At 52.9% G+C, this 20,223-nt stretch carries 20 protein-coding genes; 16 read left to right on the plus strand and 4 right to left on the minus strand.

Going from position 1 to position 20,223, the window contains the following annotated elements:
• Window positions 1–160: 160 nt before the first annotated feature.
• Window positions 161–1,624 carry a membrane-bound lytic murein transglycosylase MltF gene (gene mltF / locus B6A39_RS15085; protein WP_083006988.1) on the plus strand — a complete coding sequence of 488 codons (1,464 nt, stop codon included), beginning with the start codon at window positions 161–163 and terminating at the stop codon, window positions 1,622–1,624.
• A gap of 49 nt (window positions 1,625–1,673) precedes the next feature.
• Here the strand turns inward: mltF and tadA are convergent, their stop codons facing one another.
• Entirely contained in the window at window positions 1,674–2,126 is a 453-nt protein-coding gene (gene tadA / locus B6A39_RS15090; RefSeq protein WP_269747995.1) for a tRNA adenosine(34) deaminase TadA, read from the minus strand.
• 110 nt (window positions 2,127–2,236) lie between these two features.
• Here tadA and B6A39_RS15095 point away from each other — a divergent pair, with 110 nt between their 5' ends.
• Window positions 2,237–3,061 carry an acyl-CoA thioesterase gene (locus tag B6A39_RS15095; RefSeq protein ID WP_083006991.1) on the plus strand — a complete coding sequence of 275 codons (825 nt, stop codon included), beginning with the start codon at window positions 2,237–2,239 and terminating at the stop codon, window positions 3,059–3,061.
• An 83-nt stretch (window positions 3,062–3,144) separates the two neighbouring features.
• Here B6A39_RS15095 and B6A39_RS15100 read toward each other — a convergent pair whose 3' ends face one another.
• Window positions 3,145–4,416 carry a malic enzyme-like NAD(P)-binding protein gene (locus B6A39_RS15100; protein ID WP_083006993.1) on the minus strand — a complete coding sequence of 424 codons (1,272 nt, stop codon included), beginning with the start codon at window positions 4,414–4,416 and terminating at the stop codon, window positions 3,145–3,147.
• 499 nt (window positions 4,417–4,915) lie between these two features.
• Window positions 4,916–5,131 carry a 50S ribosomal protein L31 gene (gene rpmE / locus B6A39_RS15105; RefSeq protein WP_009724828.1) on the minus strand — a complete coding sequence of 72 codons (216 nt, stop codon included), beginning with the start codon at window positions 5,129–5,131 and terminating at the stop codon, window positions 4,916–4,918.
• A gap of 19 nt (window positions 5,132–5,150) precedes the next feature.
• Here rpmE and B6A39_RS15110 point away from each other — a divergent pair, with 19 nt between their 5' ends.
• The 13 genes from B6A39_RS15110 (at window position 5,151) to tatC (ending at window position 18,194) form a co-directional block, all read left to right on the plus strand.
• Window positions 5,151–7,535 (plus strand): primosomal protein N', encoded by a 2,385-nt coding sequence (locus tag B6A39_RS15110; protein ID WP_083006994.1) that lies wholly within the window; start codon window positions 5,151–5,153, stop codon window positions 7,533–7,535.
• Between the two features lie 168 nt (window positions 7,536–7,703).
• Window positions 7,704–9,389 carry an arginine--tRNA ligase gene (gene argS, locus B6A39_RS15115; protein WP_083006996.1) on the plus strand — a complete coding sequence of 562 codons (1,686 nt, stop codon included), beginning with the start codon at window positions 7,704–7,706 and terminating at the stop codon, window positions 9,387–9,389.
• Between the two features lie 3 nt (window positions 9,390–9,392).
• Window positions 9,393–10,166 (plus strand): SPOR domain-containing protein, encoded by a 774-nt coding sequence (locus tag B6A39_RS15120; protein WP_083006997.1) that lies wholly within the window; start codon window positions 9,393–9,395, stop codon window positions 10,164–10,166.
• 225 nt (window positions 10,167–10,391) lie between these two features.
• Entirely contained in the window at window positions 10,392–10,925 is a 534-nt protein-coding gene (gene hslV / locus B6A39_RS15125; RefSeq protein ID WP_009724832.1) for an ATP-dependent protease subunit HslV, read from the plus strand.
• Between the two features lie 10 nt (window positions 10,926–10,935).
• On the plus strand, window positions 10,936–12,258 hold the full coding sequence (gene hslU / locus B6A39_RS15130) for an ATP-dependent protease ATPase subunit HslU (RefSeq protein ID WP_083006999.1): 1,323 nt from the start codon (window positions 10,936–10,938) through the stop codon (window positions 12,256–12,258).
• A 237-nt stretch (window positions 12,259–12,495) separates the two neighbouring features.
• Complete coding sequence (locus B6A39_RS15135; protein ID WP_083007001.1) at window positions 12,496–12,897, plus strand: gamma-butyrobetaine hydroxylase-like domain-containing protein; 402 nt, start codon at window positions 12,496–12,498, stop codon at window positions 12,895–12,897.
• Window positions 12,898–13,018: 121 nt separating this feature from the next.
• Window positions 13,019–13,774, plus strand: coding sequence for a bifunctional demethylmenaquinone methyltransferase/2-methoxy-6-polyprenyl-1,4-benzoquinol methylase UbiE (gene ubiE, locus B6A39_RS15140; RefSeq protein WP_083007002.1), 756 nt, complete (start codon window positions 13,019–13,021; stop codon window positions 13,772–13,774).
• Window positions 13,775–13,796: 22 nt separating this feature from the next.
• The gene (locus B6A39_RS15145; RefSeq protein WP_083007004.1) at window positions 13,797–14,468 is read left to right on the plus strand and encodes a ubiquinone biosynthesis accessory factor UbiJ; all 672 of its coding nucleotides are present in this window, start codon (window positions 13,797–13,799) and stop codon (window positions 14,466–14,468) included.
• Window positions 14,468–16,090: a ubiquinone biosynthesis regulatory protein kinase UbiB gene (gene ubiB / locus B6A39_RS15150; protein WP_083007005.1), complete on the plus strand. Its 1,623-nt coding sequence runs from the start codon at window positions 14,468–14,470 to the stop codon at window positions 16,088–16,090. Before B6A39_RS15145 ends, ubiB begins: the two co-directional genes overlap by 1 nt.
• Window positions 16,091–16,186: 96 nt before the next feature.
• Window positions 16,187–16,543 (plus strand): phosphoribosyl-ATP diphosphatase, encoded by a 357-nt coding sequence (locus tag B6A39_RS15155; protein WP_083007007.1) that lies wholly within the window; start codon window positions 16,187–16,189, stop codon window positions 16,541–16,543.
• 23 nt (window positions 16,544–16,566) lie between these two features.
• Complete coding sequence (tatA, locus tag B6A39_RS15160) at window positions 16,567–16,851, plus strand: Sec-independent protein translocase subunit TatA (protein WP_083007009.1); 285 nt, start codon at window positions 16,567–16,569, stop codon at window positions 16,849–16,851.
• A gap of 3 nt (window positions 16,852–16,854) precedes the next feature.
• Window positions 16,855–17,415: a Sec-independent protein translocase protein TatB gene (tatB, locus tag B6A39_RS15165; RefSeq protein WP_083007011.1), complete on the plus strand. Its 561-nt coding sequence runs from the start codon at window positions 16,855–16,857 to the stop codon at window positions 17,413–17,415.
• A complete protein-coding gene (tatC, locus tag B6A39_RS15170; RefSeq protein WP_083007012.1) occupies window positions 17,412–18,194 on the plus strand; it encodes a twin-arginine translocase subunit TatC in 783 nt (260 codons plus the stop codon). The genes tatB and tatC overlap by 4 nt, the downstream gene beginning before the upstream one ends.
• Window positions 18,195–18,319: 125 nt before the next feature.
• On the opposite strand, the gene elbB is transcribed toward tatC, so the two are convergent.
• The gene (elbB, locus tag B6A39_RS15175) at window positions 18,320–18,979 is read right to left on the minus strand and encodes an isoprenoid biosynthesis glyoxalase ElbB (RefSeq protein WP_083007014.1); all 660 of its coding nucleotides are present in this window, start codon (window positions 18,977–18,979) and stop codon (window positions 18,320–18,322) included.
• Between the two features lie 208 nt (window positions 18,980–19,187).
• On the opposite strand from elbB, the gene hemB reads away from it, so the two are divergent.
• Window positions 19,188–20,195, plus strand: a complete 1,008-nt coding sequence (gene hemB / locus B6A39_RS15180; protein WP_083007016.1) for a porphobilinogen synthase — start codon at window positions 19,188–19,190, stop codon at window positions 20,193–20,195.
• Window positions 20,196–20,223: the final 28 nt, after the last annotated feature.

Consider the following 20,223-nt stretch of genomic DNA (forward strand, 5'->3'; position numbering starts at 1 on the left):
AAGAGTTCGTGCGGGATATCAATGAGCCGCAGCGCGGCCCTCTTTAATGACACTAATGGGGGCTATGATACTGGAAAGCGGCGGCCACACGAAATCAACAAGGTGACAGCTTCTCTCAGGCTGGGTATCGTGGCAGCTTGTTTCATGCCGACAAGACGCCATGCTGACGTTGATTTGCCGACATTTTATAGCGCGTTATCGCGCCTATTTTGCAGTATTTGTTACGCTTTTCTTAGCGTTAATTCCGCGCGCCACGCCGATACCGCAAGGTGAGCATCTCGCTCATATCATCGCGAAAGATTTTATTACTATTCATACCCGCAACACACCTACCACTTACTATGAAGGGCGCCAAGGCCCCACAGGCTTTGAATATGAACTGATGCATAGGTTTGCTGACTATCTGGGGGTTAGCTTAAATCTCAATGCAAGCCACCACCCTGAAAGCGTATTGCCTGCAGTGCGAGGTCAAGGCGACCTAGGCGCCGCCGCACTGCCCTTACTGCCCGACTCACCCAGCATTCATTACACCCGTTCAATTATCCAGATGCAGCCACTGGTGGTTTATCGTCGCGGCTTAAACGGCATTAACGAGCCAAAAAATTTAGTCGGTTTAGAGCTAGGCACGCTTAGCGAAGCAGGCACCAGCCAAGCACTTCTCGCCCTTCAGAGCGACTACCCAAGCTTAAGCTGGAAAGAGTCCCATGAGCTTGAAGTAGCAGAACTGCTAGCACGGGTGGAAAACGGCACGCTGGATGCCGCGATTATTTTTGATCATCAGTTTCGTCTCAACCGGCTCTTTTTCCCTAACGTCGAGCGCGGTTTCTTTTTGGGAGAGCCGCTATCATTAGCCTGGGCGGTTCCCAGTGGGCGCGGGCTGGGACTATTAGAAGCTGCCAATCAGTTTCTTCAAGAACTACAGGAAAATGGCACGCTGGAGCAGCTCGTCAGCCGCTATTTTGGCCATGACGATTATTTGGAGTACGTGGGAACGCGTACGTTTTTAGCCCATCTTGATGAACGACTGCCAACCTACACCGAACTTTTCAAAAAGGCCGCCCGAGACACGGGGTTTGACTGGAAACTATTGGCTGCTGTGGGCTATCAGGAATCTCACTGGGACCCTGATGCTGTTTCTCCCACCGGGGTGCGTGGCTTGATGATGCTCACCAACCCAACCGCCAGCGAGATGGGCGTAGCTGACCGTACTAACCCAGCCCAAAGCATTGATGGTGGCGCCCGTTATTTACGTAGTATTAAAGATCGCCTGCCAGAGAGCATTGTCGGCAATGACCGACTCTACATGGCGATGGCAGCCTATAACGTGGGACTTGGGCACCTATACGATGCCCGCAAGATCACCGAAATGCGCGGCGGCAATCCAGACAGCTGGCAAGATGTCCGCGCAGCGCTACCGTTACTCCAGCAGCGGGAATGGCACAGCCAGACTCGCCATGGCTATGCACGCGGTGGAGAGCCTGTGATCTATGTGCGCAACATTCGCCGCTACTACGAGATGATTGAGTATGTCGAACGCAGTCGCCAGCAGTTTTTCCAGTTGGAACAAACGCTCGTTAGCGATGAGCCTTTGCTACTCTTTGATATTATTCCACCCGTGGAATAACGATCAGCTGCTAACACCAATACCGCCACTCGTTGACGATGGCAGCAAGTTAGCGCTTCGAGGCAAAAAACTGTTTTAACAGCTTTTTTGCTGGCGCAGCCAGAACGCCACTGGTAACTACCACTTGATGATTGAACCACGGCTGCGCAAGCAGGTTGGCTTTTGATTCAACCATTCCCGTTCGCGGCTCTGCCGCACCATACACCAAGCGTGTTAAGCGAGCGTGGACCATGGCACCCGCACACATCATGCACGGCTCCAGCGTCACAAATAGTGTGCAGCCCTCTAAGCGATAGTTGCCTACCTGCTGACCCGCCTCTCTTAGCGCGCGAATTTCCGCGTGACCGCTGGGGTCGCAACTCGCTACCGGTGAGTTTCGCCCTGCTCCTATAATAGATCCCAAAGCATCCACCACTACGGCCCCCACTGGCACCTCGCCCTCTGCAAAGGCAAGGTGCGCCTGGTCAAGCGCTCGGTGCATGTAAAATTCGTCGCTGCGTATCAAGGCAAACTCCGCTAAGGTAGCAAAACGATCGTTTTAATTGTGCCATAGCCGCATAGACACCCTGGCAGACATTAGCGGCCAAACGGACAGCACTAAGGATACCGAGAATGAACGATGCGCTGAAGTTACTGGTAAGCTTACTAGAGCTGGAAACACTTGAAGAGACGCTATTTCGTGGCCAAAGCCAAGACCTCGGCTTCCCACAACTCTACGGCGGCCAGGTATTAGGCCAAGCATTAGCAGCAGCGGCCCGCACCGTGCCCGATGATCGCCGCCCACACTCACAGCATGGCTATTTTCTGCGTCCCGGCGACCCTCACCGACCAGTCGTCTACCAAGTAGACACCATTCGCGACGGTGGTAGCTTTACTACTCGACGCGTTACCGCTATTCAAAAAGGGCGCCCGATCTTCTTCTGTAGCGCTTCGTTTCAAAGCGCCGAAGAGAGCATTAGCCACCAGCGTGTCATGCCCCACGTGCCTACGCCAGAAGCGTTAATCGAAAGCGGGGATGTTAAACATGCACGTTTCCCAGGCCATCCTATCGAGTTTCTACATTTAAAAGGCAATCCAGACAATGCATTGCCTGCCGGTCAGTGCCTATGGTTTCGCCTAGCGGGCGGAACGCTGCCCGATGATCCAGCCCTGCATCGCCACCTGCTTTCCTACGCATCGGACTTCAACCTACTAACGACCGGACTGGTTCCCCACAGTATCAAGTTTACCGATCCTAAACTGCGCATCGCCAGCCTGGATCATGCGCTGTGGCTACACGAAGATACTCGTCTGGATGACTGGTTACTTTACGTGATTGACTCCCCCTGGGCTGGCGGTGCCCGCGGTTTAGCACGCGGTCATATTTATCGTCGCGATGGTCGCTTAGTGGCCTCTACCGCTCAAGAAGGGCTGGTGCGTTACCCGCAACAGCACTAAACCGCAATCAATAAACCGGTACGCAAAAACACCGACGCCCGCGATAAGCGGGCGTCGGAGAACATCAACGTGCCATGAAAAGTTTATGCACCGTAAACGTCATTAATAGTTTTGAGCGGATAGTGCGCCGGATAAGGCTTACGCGCCACACCTGAGTCTACAGCCGCCTGAGCCACCGCTGAAGAAACTCGGTCTAGCAGGCGAATATCGACCGGTGTCGGGATAATGTACTCACGCCCAAAGCTCATTTCAGTGCGCTCGTAGGCGTCTAACACTTCTTGAGGAACCGGCTCTCGGGCTAGATCCTTCAGAGCGTGGACCGCTGCAAGCTTCATGGCTTCATTGATGCGTGTCGCCCGAACATCCAAAGCACCTCGGAAAATAAACGGGAAACCCAATACGTTATTTACCTGATTCGGGAAGTCCGAACGGCCAGTGGCCATGATCACATCAGGGCGTGCCTCGCGGGCCACAGCCGGATGAATTTCCGGGTCTGGGTTAGTACAGGCGAAAATAACCGGATCTGCGGCCATTTTTTTCACTTGCTCGGCAGAAAGCAGCCCGGGGCCAGAAAGACCAATAAACACATCAGCACCGTCGATGGCATCGTCTAGCGTGCGCATATCAGTATGTCGGGCGAACTCAGCCTTATACTCGTTAATGCCATCGCGATCGGTGTGAATAACACCACGACGGTCAAGCATCACTAAATTCTCTTTACTAGCGCCACAAGACACTAGCAAACGCATACAGGCAATCGCCGCGGCTCCCGCGCCCATGCAAACAATCTTCACATCTTCAATACGCTTATTTGCAATATCCAGCGCATTAAGCATACCGGCAGCGGTCACAATGGCCGTACCATGCTGATCATCGTGAAATACAGGAATATTGCAGCGATCAATCAAGGCTTTTTCGATTTCAAAGCACTCGGGTGCTTTAATATCTTCCAGATTAATGCCGCCCCATGTGTCCGCAATTCGCGCCACCGTATCGATGAACGCCTTAGGGCTTTCAGCATCCACTTCAATATCGACTGAATTAATGCCTGCAAAACACTTAAAGAGAACGCCCTTGCCTTCCATAACGGGCTTACTAGCCAATGGACCAAGGTTGCCAAGGCCTAGAATGGCAGTTCCGTCAGAAATGACAGCGACCAGATTCCCTTTACCAGTGTAGCGATACGCATTTTCCGCCTCACGAGCGATTTCGCGGACCGGCTCAGCAACGCCAGGGCTATACGCCAGCGCCAGATCACGCGCGGTAGCCGTGGGTTTGGTTAACTCCACAGATAGCTTACCGGGAATCGGTTTAGCGTGATAATCCAAAGCCGCTTGCTTATTTGCATCCATCATGGTCAAGGTCCAATCAGCCTAAAGTAGAAAAGTCACTCCAGAATATAGAAAAAACCCATGCGTCTCAAGCACGTAGTAAACTTTGCAGGAAAACACTCGTTTTAACACCATTTCCAACATGTTCGTAACTTTTCAACACTATTTACTGAAACTTATGCGTAAGCACATCAGCCATAAAGGTTTGCTTATTGATGCAATGCGGCATTTTATGGAAATTAATTCCATTTGAAAAGATAAAAAGCTAACTTTTCCAAAGGCCACCCTCTGCAAAAGCCCCTAGTAAGAAAGCACCTGTGAAAAAGCACCCATTTAAAGCATCTGAGCAAAGTGCCTGTAAGAAGCATCTATGGATGCATCATTGCTCGGCAAATAAGCCGTCAAAAGGCCTATTAAAAAAGAAGGGAGACATGAGTATCGCTAAAAATAAAAAGCCCACGCCGTAGCGTGGGCTTATATTGCAAACACATTGTGTGTTTGCAGCAGCGCAAATCCGTTAGGATTAGCCGCGCTTAACGGCAGCGCCGAAACGCTTGTTAAAGCGCTCTACACGGCCACCAGTGGTCGCTTGCTTCTGCTTACCAGTGTAGAACGGGTGGCAGTTGGAGCACACGTCCAAAGAGAAGTCCTGACCAGAGGTAGAACCGACCTGGAAGCTTGCCCCGCAAGAACAGCTAGCGGTGACCGTGTTGTAATTCGGGTGGATACCTTGTTTCATCTTGAGCCTCATGAGCTGTATGCCGCCACCTGATCCGTTGCCAGGCACCGCATACGGGTTTGAAAAAACTGCTAACCGGTTAACCGCTCCATCCTATAGATTCAGAGCGGCCGCGCATTCTAGCAAACTAAACGCCGGAGGCCAATTGCCCGACTCTGTTTCTAACCAGACACGCCCTCAAGGCGAGTTTTCAGTACCTTTTCAAGTGCTAAAAGTCGCTCTACCATCACCACTGCGGCGTTTATTTGACTATTTACCAACACGCCAACCACCCGCTTGCGGCTGGCAGATAGGCCTTAGAGTGCGCGTCCCCTTTGGCCGCAGAGAAGTGGTCGGCGTGGTGGCAGAACTTGCCAATGGCAGCGAATTGCCTCAGGGAAAACTGCGCGCTATTAGTGAGGTGCTCGACGACGCCCCCCTGCCCAACGACTGGCAGTGGCTATGCCATTTCGCAGCCCGTTATTATCAGCACAGCTTAGGCGACACGATGCAGCTGGCCATGCCCGCTCGGATGCGCCAGGGTCATCCAATGGGAGGACGAACGCAAACCCTTTGGCTACCGCTATCACCCGGGGATGAACTGCCGCTTCAACGAGCACCAAAGCAAGCCGAGCTGTATGCCCTGCTCCGTCAACACCCACATGGGCTGGCTGCCCGAGCAGTCACTGCTCACGGCTTCACCCGTGAGCAGCTTCTAGCCTTGCAAAAAAAGGGCTTCGCCCGCTCCCAGGAAACCACACTAACCGCAACACCTCTCGCAGGCGGTAACTTACTTGCCTCGCCATCACTTCCGCTGAACAGAGAGCAGGCATCGGCACTTGCCGTATTGCATGAAAAACTCGAAAGCTACCATCCTTGCTTACTTGAAGGTGTGACCGGAAGTGGTAAAACCGAAATTTATCTTCAGCTAATTGAAGCCCTCGCCGCGAAGGGCAAGCAGTCTCTGGTACTGGTGCCTGAAATAGGCCTTACTCCTCAGACCCTAGCGCGTTTTAAGAGCCGCTTCAGAGTACCGGTTGTGGCGCTACACTCGGGGCTTACCGACCTGGAGCGCCTGGATGTGTGGGAAGCCGCTGCTAATGGCCGCGCGCTGGTGATTATCGGCACCCGCTCGGCTATTTTCACTCCACTCAAAAACCCAGGGGCCATTATCGTTGACGAAGAGCATGATGGCTCCTATAAACAGCACGACGGGCTTCGCTACCACGCTCGAGACTTAGCCGTTGCCAGGGCTCACTACCACAACATTCCCCTACTGCTAGGCAGTGCAACGCCTTCTTTTGAGAGCTTGCAGCAAGCGCTTTCCGGCCATTACCGCCATCTGCGCCTCACCCAGCGTCCCAGCCAGCATCCGCCTGCCAAACTTGAATTGATTGACCTACGTCATCAGCGTCGCCAGGGTGGGCTCCTGCCTGGCGCTATCGCTGCTATCAAAAACACCTTAAAAGTAGGCAAGCAGGCGCTCGTTTTTATTAACCGACGGGGGTTCGCACCAACGCTGGCTTGCCATAGCTGCGGGTGGATCGCCGAGTGCGGGCAGTGCGACTCACGCATGACGCTGCACCGACAGCCCCCACTCTTGGCCTGCCACCATTGCGATAGTCGGCGCGCGCTACCAGACGCTTGCCCCGAGTGTGGCAGCGGTGACCTACGCGCCCTGGGCAGCGGCACCGAAAGAACCGAAGAAACGCTGCAAGGCTTGTTCCCAAACGTAACCGTTCACCGTATTGATCGCGACAGTACGCGCAAAAAAGAGAGTTTTGAGCAGATTCTCAAAGAGATTCAGCGAGGCGAGCCATGCTTACTCGTTGGCACACAGATGCTGGCGAAAGGTCATCACCTACCCCATGTCACACTGGTCGTCGTCGTTAATGCCGACGGTGGACTTTACGCTGCTGATTTTCGCGCGCTGGAACACAGCGCGCAGTTGCTGGAGCAAGTCGCTGGTCGCGCAGGGCGTGCCGCTCACCCGGGGCGGGTTCTGGTACAAACACTACACCCAGATGACCCGCATCTGGGCCAACTTGCAGAGCATGGTTATAGCGCACTCGCCCGCAGCCTTTTGGAAGAGCGCCGCCTCGCTATGCTGCCACCTTTTTGCTTTATGGCATTGCTACGCATTGAAAGCCCTCATGAAGAAGCTGCCCTTGCTTTGGGTCAGCAGGCTGCTCAAGCACTTCGCCAATGGTTAACAATGGTAAAACTACCAGTGCGCTGCTTAGGCCCCGTTCCAGCGCCCATGGAGCGCCGTCAAAACCGTTATCATGTACACATCATGCTGGCAGCGGACAAACGTAGCCAGCGCCATACTGCTGCTAACTGGCTGGTACAGTGGCTAGAGGCCAATCGTGAGGCGCGCAAAGTCCGTTGGTCAATCGACATTGACCCGCAAACTCTCGCGTAGAGTCTCGCGTAGAGTCTCGCGTAGAGATAGGTATATCGTGGACCATTGGCTCGCCCTGTAACGTAATACGGCTTTGAAACTGCGCGCCAATTGCCGATAATGACCGTTTTGCCGCTGCCTAACATGAGCGCATGCACACGCCGCCACTGACGACATTCGGATATTTAAATGAAAGACACAATTGTTACTTTGCTAGAAGGCGCGATTGACGCGCTTAAGCACCAAGGCGTGCTGCCCGACGATCTACAGCCGACGATTAAAGTTGACCCCACTAAAGATAAAGCGCACGGCGACTACGCCACCAATCTAGCCCTTATGCTGGCAAAGCCCGCAGCAAAGAAGCCTCGCGAGCTAGCCGATCTACTGGTAGCCGCCCTCCCCGCGAGCGATGCAATTCAAAAAACCGAGATCGCTGGCCCCGGGTTTATTAATTTTTTTGCTGCCACGGATGCGGCCGCTCAAATTGTTGCTCAGGTGCTCGATAGCGGCGATGCCTTTGGCCGCAGCCTGATTGGCAAGGGCGAGAAAGTCCAGGTAGAGTTTGTTTCTGCCAACCCAACAGGACCTCTTCATGTTGGCCATGGCCGTGGCGCAGCAATAGGCGACTGTATTTGCCGCCTGTTAGAAGCCACCGGCTACGATGTGACTCGCGAGTTTTATTACAACGATGCCGGCGCCCAGATCAAAAACCTGGCGCTTTCTGTTCAAGCTCGCGCCAAGGGCCTTGGGCCAGATGATCCCAGCTGGCCAGAAGACGGCTACCGCGGCGAGTACATCGTTGATGTGGCTAATGACTACATGGCAGGCAAAACGGTGGCAGCCGATGACCGTGAAGTCACCGCTAAAGCAGATGCTAATGACCTGGATGCCATTCAGGCTTTCGCTGTCGCTTGGCTACGCCGAGAACAGGATTTAGACCTGAAAGCATTTGGCGTTGAGTTTGACGTCTACTTCCTTGAGTCATCGCTTTATCAAGACGGCAAAGTAGACGCGACCGTTGAGAAGCTCGTTGCGAATGGCCATACGTACGAAGAGGATGGTGCCATGTGGCTACGCACCACTGACTTTGGCGATGACAAAGACCGCGTGATGCGCAAACGGGAAGGTGGCTACACCTACTTCTTGCCTGATGTGGCCTACCACCTTAATAAGTGGCAACGCGGCTTTAAAACCGTGATTAATGAGCAAGGTGCTGACCACCACTCCACGGTTACCCGTGTTCGTGCAGGCTTGCAGGCACTGGAAGTCGGCATTCCAAAAGGCTGGCCCGACTACGTTCTGCACCAAATGGTGATGGTGACCCGCTCAGGCGTAGAGGTAAAACTTTCCAAACGTGCTGGCAGCTATGTCACCGTGCGCGACCTGATTGATGAAGTTGGCCGTGATGCTACCCGCTTCTTCCTAGCGGCCCGCCGAGCGGATTCGCAGCTTACCTTTGATATCGACTTGGCACGCTCGCAGTCGAACGATAACCCTGTTTATTACATTCAATATGCCCATGCGCGGGTATCCAGCATGCTGCGCAAAGCCGAAGATGCAGACCAGCCATTCAACCACGGCGTTGCTCTAGCTAACCTCGCGCTGCTCGATAGCGACCAGGAAAAAGCCGTGCTTAATCGGTTGGCGCGCTACCCAGAAGTGGTTGAGAACGCAGCTAAAAATCGCGAGCCCCAGCAGGTTGCTCAGTATCTATTGGATCTTTCAGGTGATTTCCACACGTGCTACAACGCCGTTAAAGTCATGGTTGAAGACGATACCCTACGTAATACACGCTTAGCCCTTGGCCTAGCGACCAAGCAAGTACTTCGCAACGGCCTTGATCTTATGGGGGTCAGCGCCCCAGAGGAGATGTAAGCGATGGCCAGCCCAAAAGAGAAGCCAGCCCGCCGAGGCGCCACCTCTCAGCGCAAAACCAGCAAAAACTCAGGCGGCGGATTCAACATTCCTGGTTGGCTTTGGGGGATAGCAGGTTTAGCGGCAGGCTTTTTCCTTGCGCAGCATCAGCATGGTACTGCGCCATGGCAAGAACAGGAAGATACGCCTCAGGCAACTGTCCTACCTAAGCCTGCTGACAGCGATGAGCGCAGCGCAGCGCGTCAAACAGAGGGCGCTTCCGAGCCAGCAATGCCGACATTTGAGTTCTACACGCTGCTGCCAGACACAGAAGTTATTGCCCCTGGCGTGTCGCTGCCATCAACCGTGAACCGCCCTGAAGCAGCAACACAGCAGGCACAAACGACGGCAAGTAACGACGCAGCAACCAATGAAACTGCGTCAAGTAATGCAAATGCGCAGTCGAATGATGACCCTATTGCTCAGGTTATTGCAGCTAACATGCGTCCAGAAGAGCAAGTGGCCGCTGCTCAACAAGCACCTGCCAGCGCTTCCAGCACACCCAACCGTTACATGCTGCAGGCCGCATCATTTCGGGAATTAAGCGATGCCGAGCAGTTGCGCAGCCGCCTGCGCAACTTAAGCTTGCTTGCCCAGGTTAGCGAGGTGAAAGCCAATGGCGATATCTGGCACCGTGTTCAAGTAGGTCCTTATGAGGACACGCGAGAGCTAAACCGCGCCCAGGACCTAATGAGCACGCAAGGCATAGAGCCTCTGCTGATCCAATTGCAGAACTAGCCTATTTATAGAGCTGCAATAACCACAGGCAACGCTAATCAAAGGGCTAGGCGGTTTTTGTTTTCACAAACCCCGTCTAATAACACTTTATCTGAAGGCTTTACTTAGCGGGCGGTTGATTTTTTATCAGCCGCCCGCATTTTGTTGTGAATCGCTTTTTTTACGGTCTTTTATAATGGCCGATCAGTCATCGGGAGCATGAGCCTCCCACAAGGAGTTATCTCCATGACCACTATTGTATCCGTACGCCGCGGTAATCAGGTTGCCCTTGCAGGCGACGGCCAAGTTTCACTGGGCAACACCGTAATGAAAGGTAATGCAAGTAAAGTACGCCGCCTATACCGCGGCAAAGTACTGGCAGGTTTTGCTGGTGGCACTGCCGATGCCTTCACGCTATTTGAACGTTTTGAAGCGCAGTTGGAAAAATACCAGGGCCACCTTACCAAAGCAGCCGTCGAGTTAGCCAAAGACTGGCGCACCGACCGGGCGCTGCGCCGCCTGGAAGCGCTACTGGCCGTGGCGGACCACAGTGCCTCGCTGATCATTACCGGTAACGGTGATGTGGTTGAGCCTGAACGCGGCATTATTGCTATTGGCTCTGGCGGCAATTTTGCCCAGGCAAGTGCCCGCGCGCTGTTGGAAAACACCGAGCTTTCTGCTCGTGAAATTACTGAAAAGTCTCTCGAAATCGCCGGCGACATCTGCGTATTTACCAATCACCACGTGACGCTCGAAGAGCTGAACATCAACGACCGTTGAGGCCCTTTTTATGACTCAGATGACACCCCGCGAAATCGTCCACGCCCTGGATCAATACATTATTGGTCAACAAGATGCCAAGCGCGCTGTGGCCATTGCTCTGCGTAACCGCTGGCGCCGCATGCAGCTGGACGATGAGCTGCGCCCGGAAGTGACGCCAAAAAACATTCTGATGATTGGCCCTACCGGCGTAGGTAAAACTGAAATCGCTCGCCGCCTCGCCAAGCTGGCCAGAGCGCCCTTCATCAAAGTCGAGGCCACTAAGTTTACCGAAGTGGGCTATGTAGGCCGGGACGTCGAGTCGATTATTCGCGACTTAATGGAAGCCGCGATCAAAATGGTTCGCGAGCATGCGAAGGAAGAAGTCGGCCATCGCGCTGAAGATGCCGCTGAAGACCGCGTTCTAGATGCACTTTTGCCCCCTCCCCGTGGCCAGGAAGATAAGCCTCGGGAAGATAACGGTACGCGTCAAACCTTCCGCAAAAAACTTCGGGAAGGTCAACTGGATGATAAAGAGATCGATATCGAAATCTCTTCCCATGGGCAAGGCATCGACATAATGACGCCGCCAGGCATGGAGGAGATGACCAACCAGCTGCAGAGCCTATTCTCCAACATGGGCCAGCAAAAACGTGAACAGCGCCGTGTAACGGTGAAAGAAGCACTGGTTCTGCTGCGCGATGAAGAAGCGGGCAAACTGGTTAATGAAGAAGAGATCAAAGCTCGTGCCGTCGAAGCCGTCGAGCAACACGGAATTGTCTTCTTGGATGAGATCGACAAAGTTGCCAAGGGTAGCGGCCAGTCTAGCGGTGGAGAAGTCTCCCGTGAAGGCGTTCAGCGTGACCTGCTGCCGTTAATCGAAGGCTCTACCGTTTCAACCAAATACGGCATGGTCAAAACCGACCATATCCTGTTTATTGCTTCAGGTGCCTTCCACCTATCACGTCCCTCAGATCTTATTCCAGAGCTGCAAGGACGATTGCCGATCCGTGTTGAACTGGATGCGCTGACACCTGGCGATTTCCAGCGGATTCTAACCGAGCCATCCGCCTCACTCACCAAGCAGTATCAAGCGTTACTGGCTACCGAAGGGCTGGATATCGAGTTCACTCCAGACGGTATCGAACGTATTGCCGAGATTTCCTGGCAGGTGAACGAAGGCACCGAGAATATTGGCGCTCGCCGCCTGCATACAGTGCTGGAACGACTGCTCGAAGAAGCCTCATTTAAAGGCGGCGATATGGATAGCCCTCTGGTTATCGATGCCGATTACGTCAATGCCCAACTGGGTGAGCTAGCAGTAGACGAAGACCTATCGCGCTATATTTTGTAAACGTGCTTATATCGGTATAGTCCGCAGCAGCTTGCCCGCTTTTTACGCACGCAAATGCTGCTGTCCAGGCTTCGCTGCGTCTAACGTTACGCACGAGAACAGCATCCCTGTTGCTCGTGCTTGATCAACGTACTGTCGATCAGACGTTAGCCGCGGCACTTACCTTCACGCATTTGCTAGAGCGTAAATAGTCGGTCAACCCGTTTTAGCTCAATATCGTAAAAGGTGACGTCATCAATGAACGCCCCTATTTCTACGAATGCCCCCACCCCAACGCGGGTTCACTACCATAAACAGGCTCGCGAGCTAGAACTTGGCTACGCTAATGGCGAAAACTTTCGTCTGCCTGTCGAATTTTTACGGGTCTATTCCCCTTCAGCCGAAGTGCGTGGCCACGGCGGCGACACGGCTGTACTGCAAGTGGGTAAAAAAGATGTCGGCCTGCAAAACATTACCCAAGCCGGCAATTACGCCCTGAAATTGCATTTTGACGACGGCCACGACAGCGGCCTTTACAGCTGGAACTATCTTTACGACTTAGCTCAGCACCAAACAGTTTATTGGCAAAACTACCTGCAACGCCTCGAAGAGGCCGGGGCTTCCCGCGAGCCAGCCAGCATCCAATTCAAGCAGCTGTGACGCTTCACCCCAGTTGAAGCGCAGACAAGTTGGGGGTGAGAAGGCTACAATGTCGCTAACCATTTATTGCGACGACCTTTTGGTCGACTATTACCGCCTCGAACTCGGGAGCTAGAGCCCCATGAGCCCCACTGAAAAACGCACTACCCATTTTGGTTATCAGGAAGTTGCAGTTGACGAAAAAGCGTCTCGTGTTGCCGGTGTCTTTCATTCGGTAGCTGCGCGCTATGACATCATGAACGACTTGATGTCTATGGGTATCCATCGCGTCTGGAAACGCCTCGCTATTGAGCGCGCAGGCGTTCGCCCCGGCCATCATGTGCTGGATATTGCTGGCGGCACTGGCGATTTAACGCTCAAATTTTCCCGTCTGGTCGGCCCGCGCGGAAAAGTGGTGTTGGCCGACATTAATGCCTCCATGCTCAACGTTGGCCGCGACAAACTGATGGACAATGGCGTCGGTGGCAACGTTGAGTATGTACAAGCCAATGCCGAGTGCCTGCCGTTTCCCGATAACAGTTTTGACTGCATTACGATTGCTTTCGGACTGCGCAACGTTACCGACAAGGACGCTGCGCTGCGCTCCATGACACGCGTGCTCAAGCCCGGCGGACGGTTACTAGTACTTGAGTTTTCAAAGCCAAATAATGCTTTGCTGTCAAAAGCATACGATGAATACTCCTTCCGCCTTCTGCCGAAAATGGGCGAGCTAGTGGCCGGAGACGGTGAGAGTTATCGCTACCTCGCCGAATCTATTCGCATGCATCCCGACCAGGAAACCCTGAAAGGCATGATGGAAGCTGCTGGACTGGATCGGGTTGAATATACCAACCTAACCGGCGGTATCGTTGCCCTTCACCGCGGCATTAAATTATGAACTCACCGACAATGAGGTCAGCATGCTAGTCACCCCGACCCTGTTGCTGGCCGGATGTGAACGCACGTTGAATGCCTTGCTTGCCCACGATCCGGCTTCGCCTGCGCGCTTGTCGGCGTTAGCGGGTAGTCGATTACTGGTAAGGCTCGAAAAGCCTCACCTTCAGCTGGTGCTGCACTACCACCATGCGGGCATTGATCTGCTGCGTGGCGATGATTTAGACGAAACTGACGTCGACGCCATCGTCGAGCTCACTCCTGAAACACTCTCTGAGTGGTTAAGTGGCGCCTCCATTGAGCGATTGATGTTTGATGGCAAACTTTCTGTGCGTGGTCGCATCCACCTGCTGGAAGCCACCCGTGACCTGCTCTTTGATCTGGATATCGACTGGGAAGGCGAGCTAGCTCGCTGGCTGGGCGATATGCCCGCCCACTCACTGGCCGAAGGTATTCGACGCGCCGCGCGCTGGGGGCTAAGAGCGAAAGACGAGCTGCTGCAGGACGTTTCTGAATACGTATTTGAAGAAGCCCGCATACTCCCCGGCCGCCAACAGCGCGATGTGCTCCGAGATCATTTGACCGAACTTGAGATCGCGACCGACCGCTTGGAAGCCAGGCTCAATCGCTTGCATAAGCGTTTGACACAGTTAACAGCCACGCCGACCGAGCAGTTGCACCCTGAGGAGCCGCACTGATGAGCCTGCGGTTATTGAAGATTTCTTGGATAGTGGCTCGCCATCGTTTAGATACGTTGATACCCATTGAGCGGCTACCGTTCTGGCTGCGTATCTTAATGACGCTTTCGCCTCTAAAGCTATTTCCCGTTGGGCAACGCAGTCGCGGCGAGCGATTGCGCCTAGCTTTGGAAGCGCTTGGGCCGATTTTTATTAAATTTGGCCAAATGCTCTCAACCCGTCGAGATCTATTGCCCGAAGATATCGCCGATGAATTAAAACGGCTGCAAGACCAAGTGCCTCCTTTCCCTGGCGAATTAGCTGCCGCACGGGTCGAAAAAGAGCTTGAAATGTCGCTGGTTGAAGCATTCGCCGCCTTTGACCGAACCCCTCTCGCTTCTGCATCGATTGCCCAGGTGCATGCGGCAACGCTGCATAGCGGTGAAGATGTCGTCGTCAAAATTATTCGCCCCGGCATCGACCGCATTATGCGCCAGGATATGGCGCTAATGTATCAAATCGCTAAGTTGCTGGGTAAAGTGCCTGACGCCAAACGCTTACGCCCCGTAGAAGTGATTCGTGATTACGAAGCCACCTTATTTGACGAACTAGACCTCTACAAAGAAGCGGCAAACACGTCGCAACTTAAGCGTAACTTCAAAGAATCACCGCTGCTGTTTGTACCGACAATTTATTGGCCCTACACCCGCCGCCATGTCATGGTTCAAGAGCGCATTCGCGGTGTCCCCGTGGCTGATTTAGACACCCTTATTGCGCGTGGAACCAACCTTAAGAAGCTGGCTGAACGCGGCGTAGAAATCTTCTTCACCCAGGTCTTCCGAGATAATTTCTTCCATGCCGATATGCATCCCGGCAATATCTTTGTTAACTGCGATGATCCTGAAGATCCTCAGTATATCGCCATCGACTGCGGTATCGTAGGGAGCCTTACCAGAGAAGATCAAGACTACCTTGCGCGCAACTTACTGGCCTTTTTTCATCAAGATTATTACGAAGTGGCGGCATTACATATTGAGTCCGGATGGGTGGGCGAAAACACACGCGCTAACGAGTTCGCAGCCGCTATTCGTACCGTATGCGAGCCCATTCTTGAAAAGCCGCTAAAAGATATTTCGTTTGGGCAGGTGCTGTTAGGACTGTTTCAAACGGCGCGACGCTTTAATATGGAAGTACAGCCACAGCTAGTATTGTTGCAAAAAACGTTACTTAACATCGAAGGGCTGGGTCGTCAGCTTTACCCTGACCTGGATCTGTGGAGCACGGCGAAACCATATCTAGAAAAGTGGATGAAACAGCGCGCTGGTATCGGCGGTCTTTGGGAGTCGTTCAAACGTCAAGCGCCAGAACTTTCTCATCAATTGCCTGAGCTACCCGTGCTAGCGCATCAGGCGCTGAGTCGAATGGAACATGAACACCGCCAGCGTCATCAGCAAGTGACCTCGATTAGCGATGTTCAGCAGCAACTGACACGCCAGCATAAGCGTCATTATCGGCTGCGTATCGGTCTTATCTTGCTGGCTGTTGCCCTAGCTTGGCATCCGCTGAGCAGCTGGGCATCGGCTCAAGAATGGCCTGTTTTAGCCGCTGCGGGTGTTGGCTTGCTATTGCTACTATGGCAATGAAACAGCTCAGCAGTAAGATAAAGCGCCTCAGTGTAGCCTTTGACGAATACACTGGCCTTTGGCGAAAGCGCTGTGATGATTGATAAAAGGATGCCTATGACTGATTCTACCCAGACGACGCAAGTGCTAGATGCACTCGCTGAGGTCTTAAAGCAGCGTCGACATGCTTGTGCAGAAGATTCTTATGTTGCCTCCTTGCATCATAAGGGTTTGAACAAGATACTCGAAAAAGTCGGCGAAGAGGCGACCGAAACCATTTTGGCTGCCAAAGATGCCGAGCATGGTGGCGAGCAAGCGCATCAAGCGCTAATCGCTGAAACCGCCGACCTGTGGTTTCATAGTTTGGTAATGCTGTCGCACCTTGAACTGGATCATCAGCGCGTTTTGGATGAGCTAGCACAGCGATTTGGTATTTCTGGTCATGACGAAAAAGCGTCCCGCACACAACGTTAACCTGCACTGATGAGGAAATGCATATGTTAGGTGGTATCAGTATTTGGCAGTTGCTGATTGTTCTGGGCATTATCATCCTAATTTTCGGCACCAAGAAACTGCGTAATGTGGGCACCGATTTAGGCGGTGCAGTCAAAGGCTTTAAGAAGGCCATTAACGAAGAAGAGAAAGACGGCGACAAAAAAGATGCTGACCAACCTCAGGCGAAAGTAAGCCACGATGAGGCTGGCAATACTTATGATGTACAAGCAGAAGAGAAGCGTGCCGCCGAAGAACGCCCCACAGAACGTAACGAAGAGCGCAAATAACCCATGCTGGATATCGGCTTTCTTGAACTGATGCTGATTGGTATCGTTGGGCTTCTGGTGCTTGGCCCAGAGCGCCTGCCTAAAGCTGCTCGCACAGCAGGTATGTGGATTGGCAAAATTAAGCGTACGGTATCCGGTATGCAGCGCGAAATCAGCGCTCAGTTGGAAGCAGAGGAGTTGCGTCAAAAGCTCAACGAGCAACAGAAAAAGCTCGATGATAGCCTCAAAAAAGCCAAGCAGGATGTTGAGAGCATTGCCGACGCCCCCTCTTCTTCCAGCTCTTCAAACGCTTCTACATCGGCCACCCAAAACGAGACCGAGCAGCGGGTTGCCAACGCTAGCGCCCGGTTAGATGATGCCTTGCAAACAGTACGCGAAGACACGCCAACAGCCTCTTCCCCTGCGCCTCATCAACGTGCTACCGATGAGCTGCGTGCGGTGAATCCTAACGGCAAAAGTGAGTCTAGCAAGGCAAATGCTAAGCAGCCGAATATGGAAAATGCCGATATTAAAAAGGCGGATCTTACAAAGGCGGATCTTACAAAGGATAGTAATCACCAATGAGCATGTCTGGCGATTCCCAGGAGCCACGTAAAGACCAAGGCCAAGCGCCTCTTATTGAGCACCTGATTGAACTACGCTCGCGGCTGATGAAAGCGGTCGTGGTTATATTAGTCGTGTTTCTTGGCCTTTACGCCTTTGCCAATGATATCTACAGCTTTGTGGCTGAGCCATTAATGGCACTGTTGCCAGAAGGCTCACAGATGATCGCCACCGAAGTGGCCTCACCTTTCCTGGCTCCTTTCAAACTAACCCTGGTAGTCGCCGTCTTTATCGCTATCCCCTTCGTGCTACACCAAGCATGGGCGTTTGTAGCACCTGGGCTTTACGATAACGAAAAGGCACTGGCGATCCCCATTCTGGTCTCCAGCATAGCGCTATTTTACGCAGGGGCGGCCTTCGCTTATTACGTAGTTTTTCCGCTGCTATTTGAGTTTTTCACCCAGACTGGGCCGGAGAACGTGGCAGTAATGACCGATATTAACCAGTATCTAAACTTTGTACTGAAGCTATTTTTCGCCTTTGGTGTTGCGTTTGAAATCCCCATCGCGACATTTCTATTGATATTATCTGGCGCGACCACGGTCGAAAGCCTTTCTAAAAAGCGCCCCTACATTATTTTAGGCTGCTTTGTGGTGGGCATGCTGCTTACTCCTCCCGACATTATTTCTCAAAGCCTGTTAGCGATACCGATGTATCTACTTTATGAAGTGGGCCTACTGTTTGGCCGATTGGTACGCCGTAAAGCAAAGGCGGATGATGCTGAGGAACAAGAGACCTAAAAGCGCTATTAAAGGCGGTACACTGCCCAAAAAAGCCTCTGCCATTCAAAAATGACAGAGGCTTTTTGCTCTTCATACAAGAGGCTTTTTGCCCTTCATACGAATAGCCGGTTACTTCGTAAGCGCTAGCCCATCATTTCATCAATGCGGTCTACCAACTTAAAGATACCTGTCGCGGCCTCGCTGATACGGGTCGCCAACATGTAAGCAGGCGTCGTTACCACCCGATGTTCATGATCCACCACAATCTCTTCTACGCCGCAGCTGCGATGCAGGCCACCCATCGCGCTAATGGCGCCAGAAACACCTGGATCATGACCAATCGTCACGGCCACACCTTCACCAAGCAGGCGCGGGACCAAGACAGGAGCAATACACATCAGACCAATAGGCTTTGCCTCTTCTTTAAAACCTATCAGTGCTTCTTTTACGCTCTCAAGTACCTGCATGTTGTCACCCTGGTCGGCAAAATCAGACAGGTTTTTAGCGACACCAAACCCACCAGGAACAATGACTGCATCAAAGTCGTCAGCATCTAGCTCAGTAATCGGGCTAATATCACCCCGAGCAAGGCGCGCCGATTCCTGCAGCACATTTCGCTGCTCCCCCTCGACAGGCTCTTGAGTTAAGTGATTAATTACATGGTGCTGAGCGACATCTGGCGCAAAGCAGCGATAGCCAATCCCCAATTGATCTAGGCGCAGCAGCGTTAGCGTTGTTTCATAGATTTCAGACCCATCAAAAACGCCGCAGCCTGCTAATACGATTGCTACCTGTTTGGTCATGCTTATCTCCTTATCGTAGCGCTTATTATCGCTGTTAAATCGTCGCCACTTAGCGTCGCTGAGTGACTCACTTTAGTCAGTCTATAAAGCCACTACAAGCCAGCTATCACAAGCCCGCTTTCGCTGCAGTGCAGGACTGATATACTCACGTTAAGCCTTTTAGGGCACCCACTATGCGATTGTCTATGCGATTGTTTGGAGAAAGCCGTTGAACACCTCTGCTCCCCGCCATTTCCCTGCTACCCGTCTTCGCCGTATGCGTCGCGACGATTTCTCCCGTCGCTTAATGCAGGAGTCGACGCTAACGCCCAGCGACTTGATTTTGCCGGTCTTTGTGCTGGAAGGCGAAAATCAACGCGAAGCGGTTGCCTCAATGCCCGGTGTCGAGCGTCTTTCGATTGACCTGCTAATTGAGCAGGCCCGCGAGGCCTACGCGCTGGGCATTCCTGCCCTGGCTCTCTTCCCTGTTATCGGTGCAGAGCAAAAAAGCGAGTTAGCAGAGGAGGCTTATAACGCGAGCGGCCTTGTCCAGCGCAGCGTACGGGCGCTAAAAGAAGCGCTACCTGAGCTTGGCATTATTACCGATGTCGCCCTTGACCCCTATACTAGTCATGGTCAGGACGGCATTCTCGATCAACACGGCTATGTGCAGAATGACCGCACAGTAGATACGCTACTTAAACAGGCGCTCTCCCACGCCGAGGCAGGTGCCGATGTCGTGGCGCCTTCCGATATGATGGATGGCCGCATCGGCGCCATCCGCCAAGTGTTAGAGCAAGAACACCTGCATAATGTGCGTATTATGGCGTATAGCGCTAAGTACGCCTCTAACTATTACGGCCCTTTCCGTGATGCGGTCGGCTCTGCCGCTAATCTTGGCAAAGCAGACAAACGCACCTATCAAATGGATCCTGCCAATAGTGATGAAGCGCTGCATGAAGTGGCTATGGATATCGCCGAAGGCGCTGATATGGTGATGGTAAAACCCGGCATGCCTTACTTAGATATCGTACGCCGTGTAAAAAGCGAGCTTCAAGTACCGACGTTCGCTTACCAAGTCAGCGGTGAGTACGCCATGCATCGCGCCGCTTTTGACAACGGCTGGCTTGAGGCCGAACCCGTCATTCTTGAGTCACTCATGTGCTTCAAGCGAGCAGGTGCCGATGGGATTTTGACCTATTTCGCGTTAGAAGCAGCACGCTTGCTACAGCGTTAGTTTCAGGGGTCAAACCTAATAAGATGAC

This window comes from Halomonas sp. GT (assembly GCF_002082565.1).
In the GTDB taxonomy this organism is placed as follows: domain Bacteria; phylum Pseudomonadota; class Gammaproteobacteria; order Pseudomonadales; family Halomonadaceae; genus Vreelandella.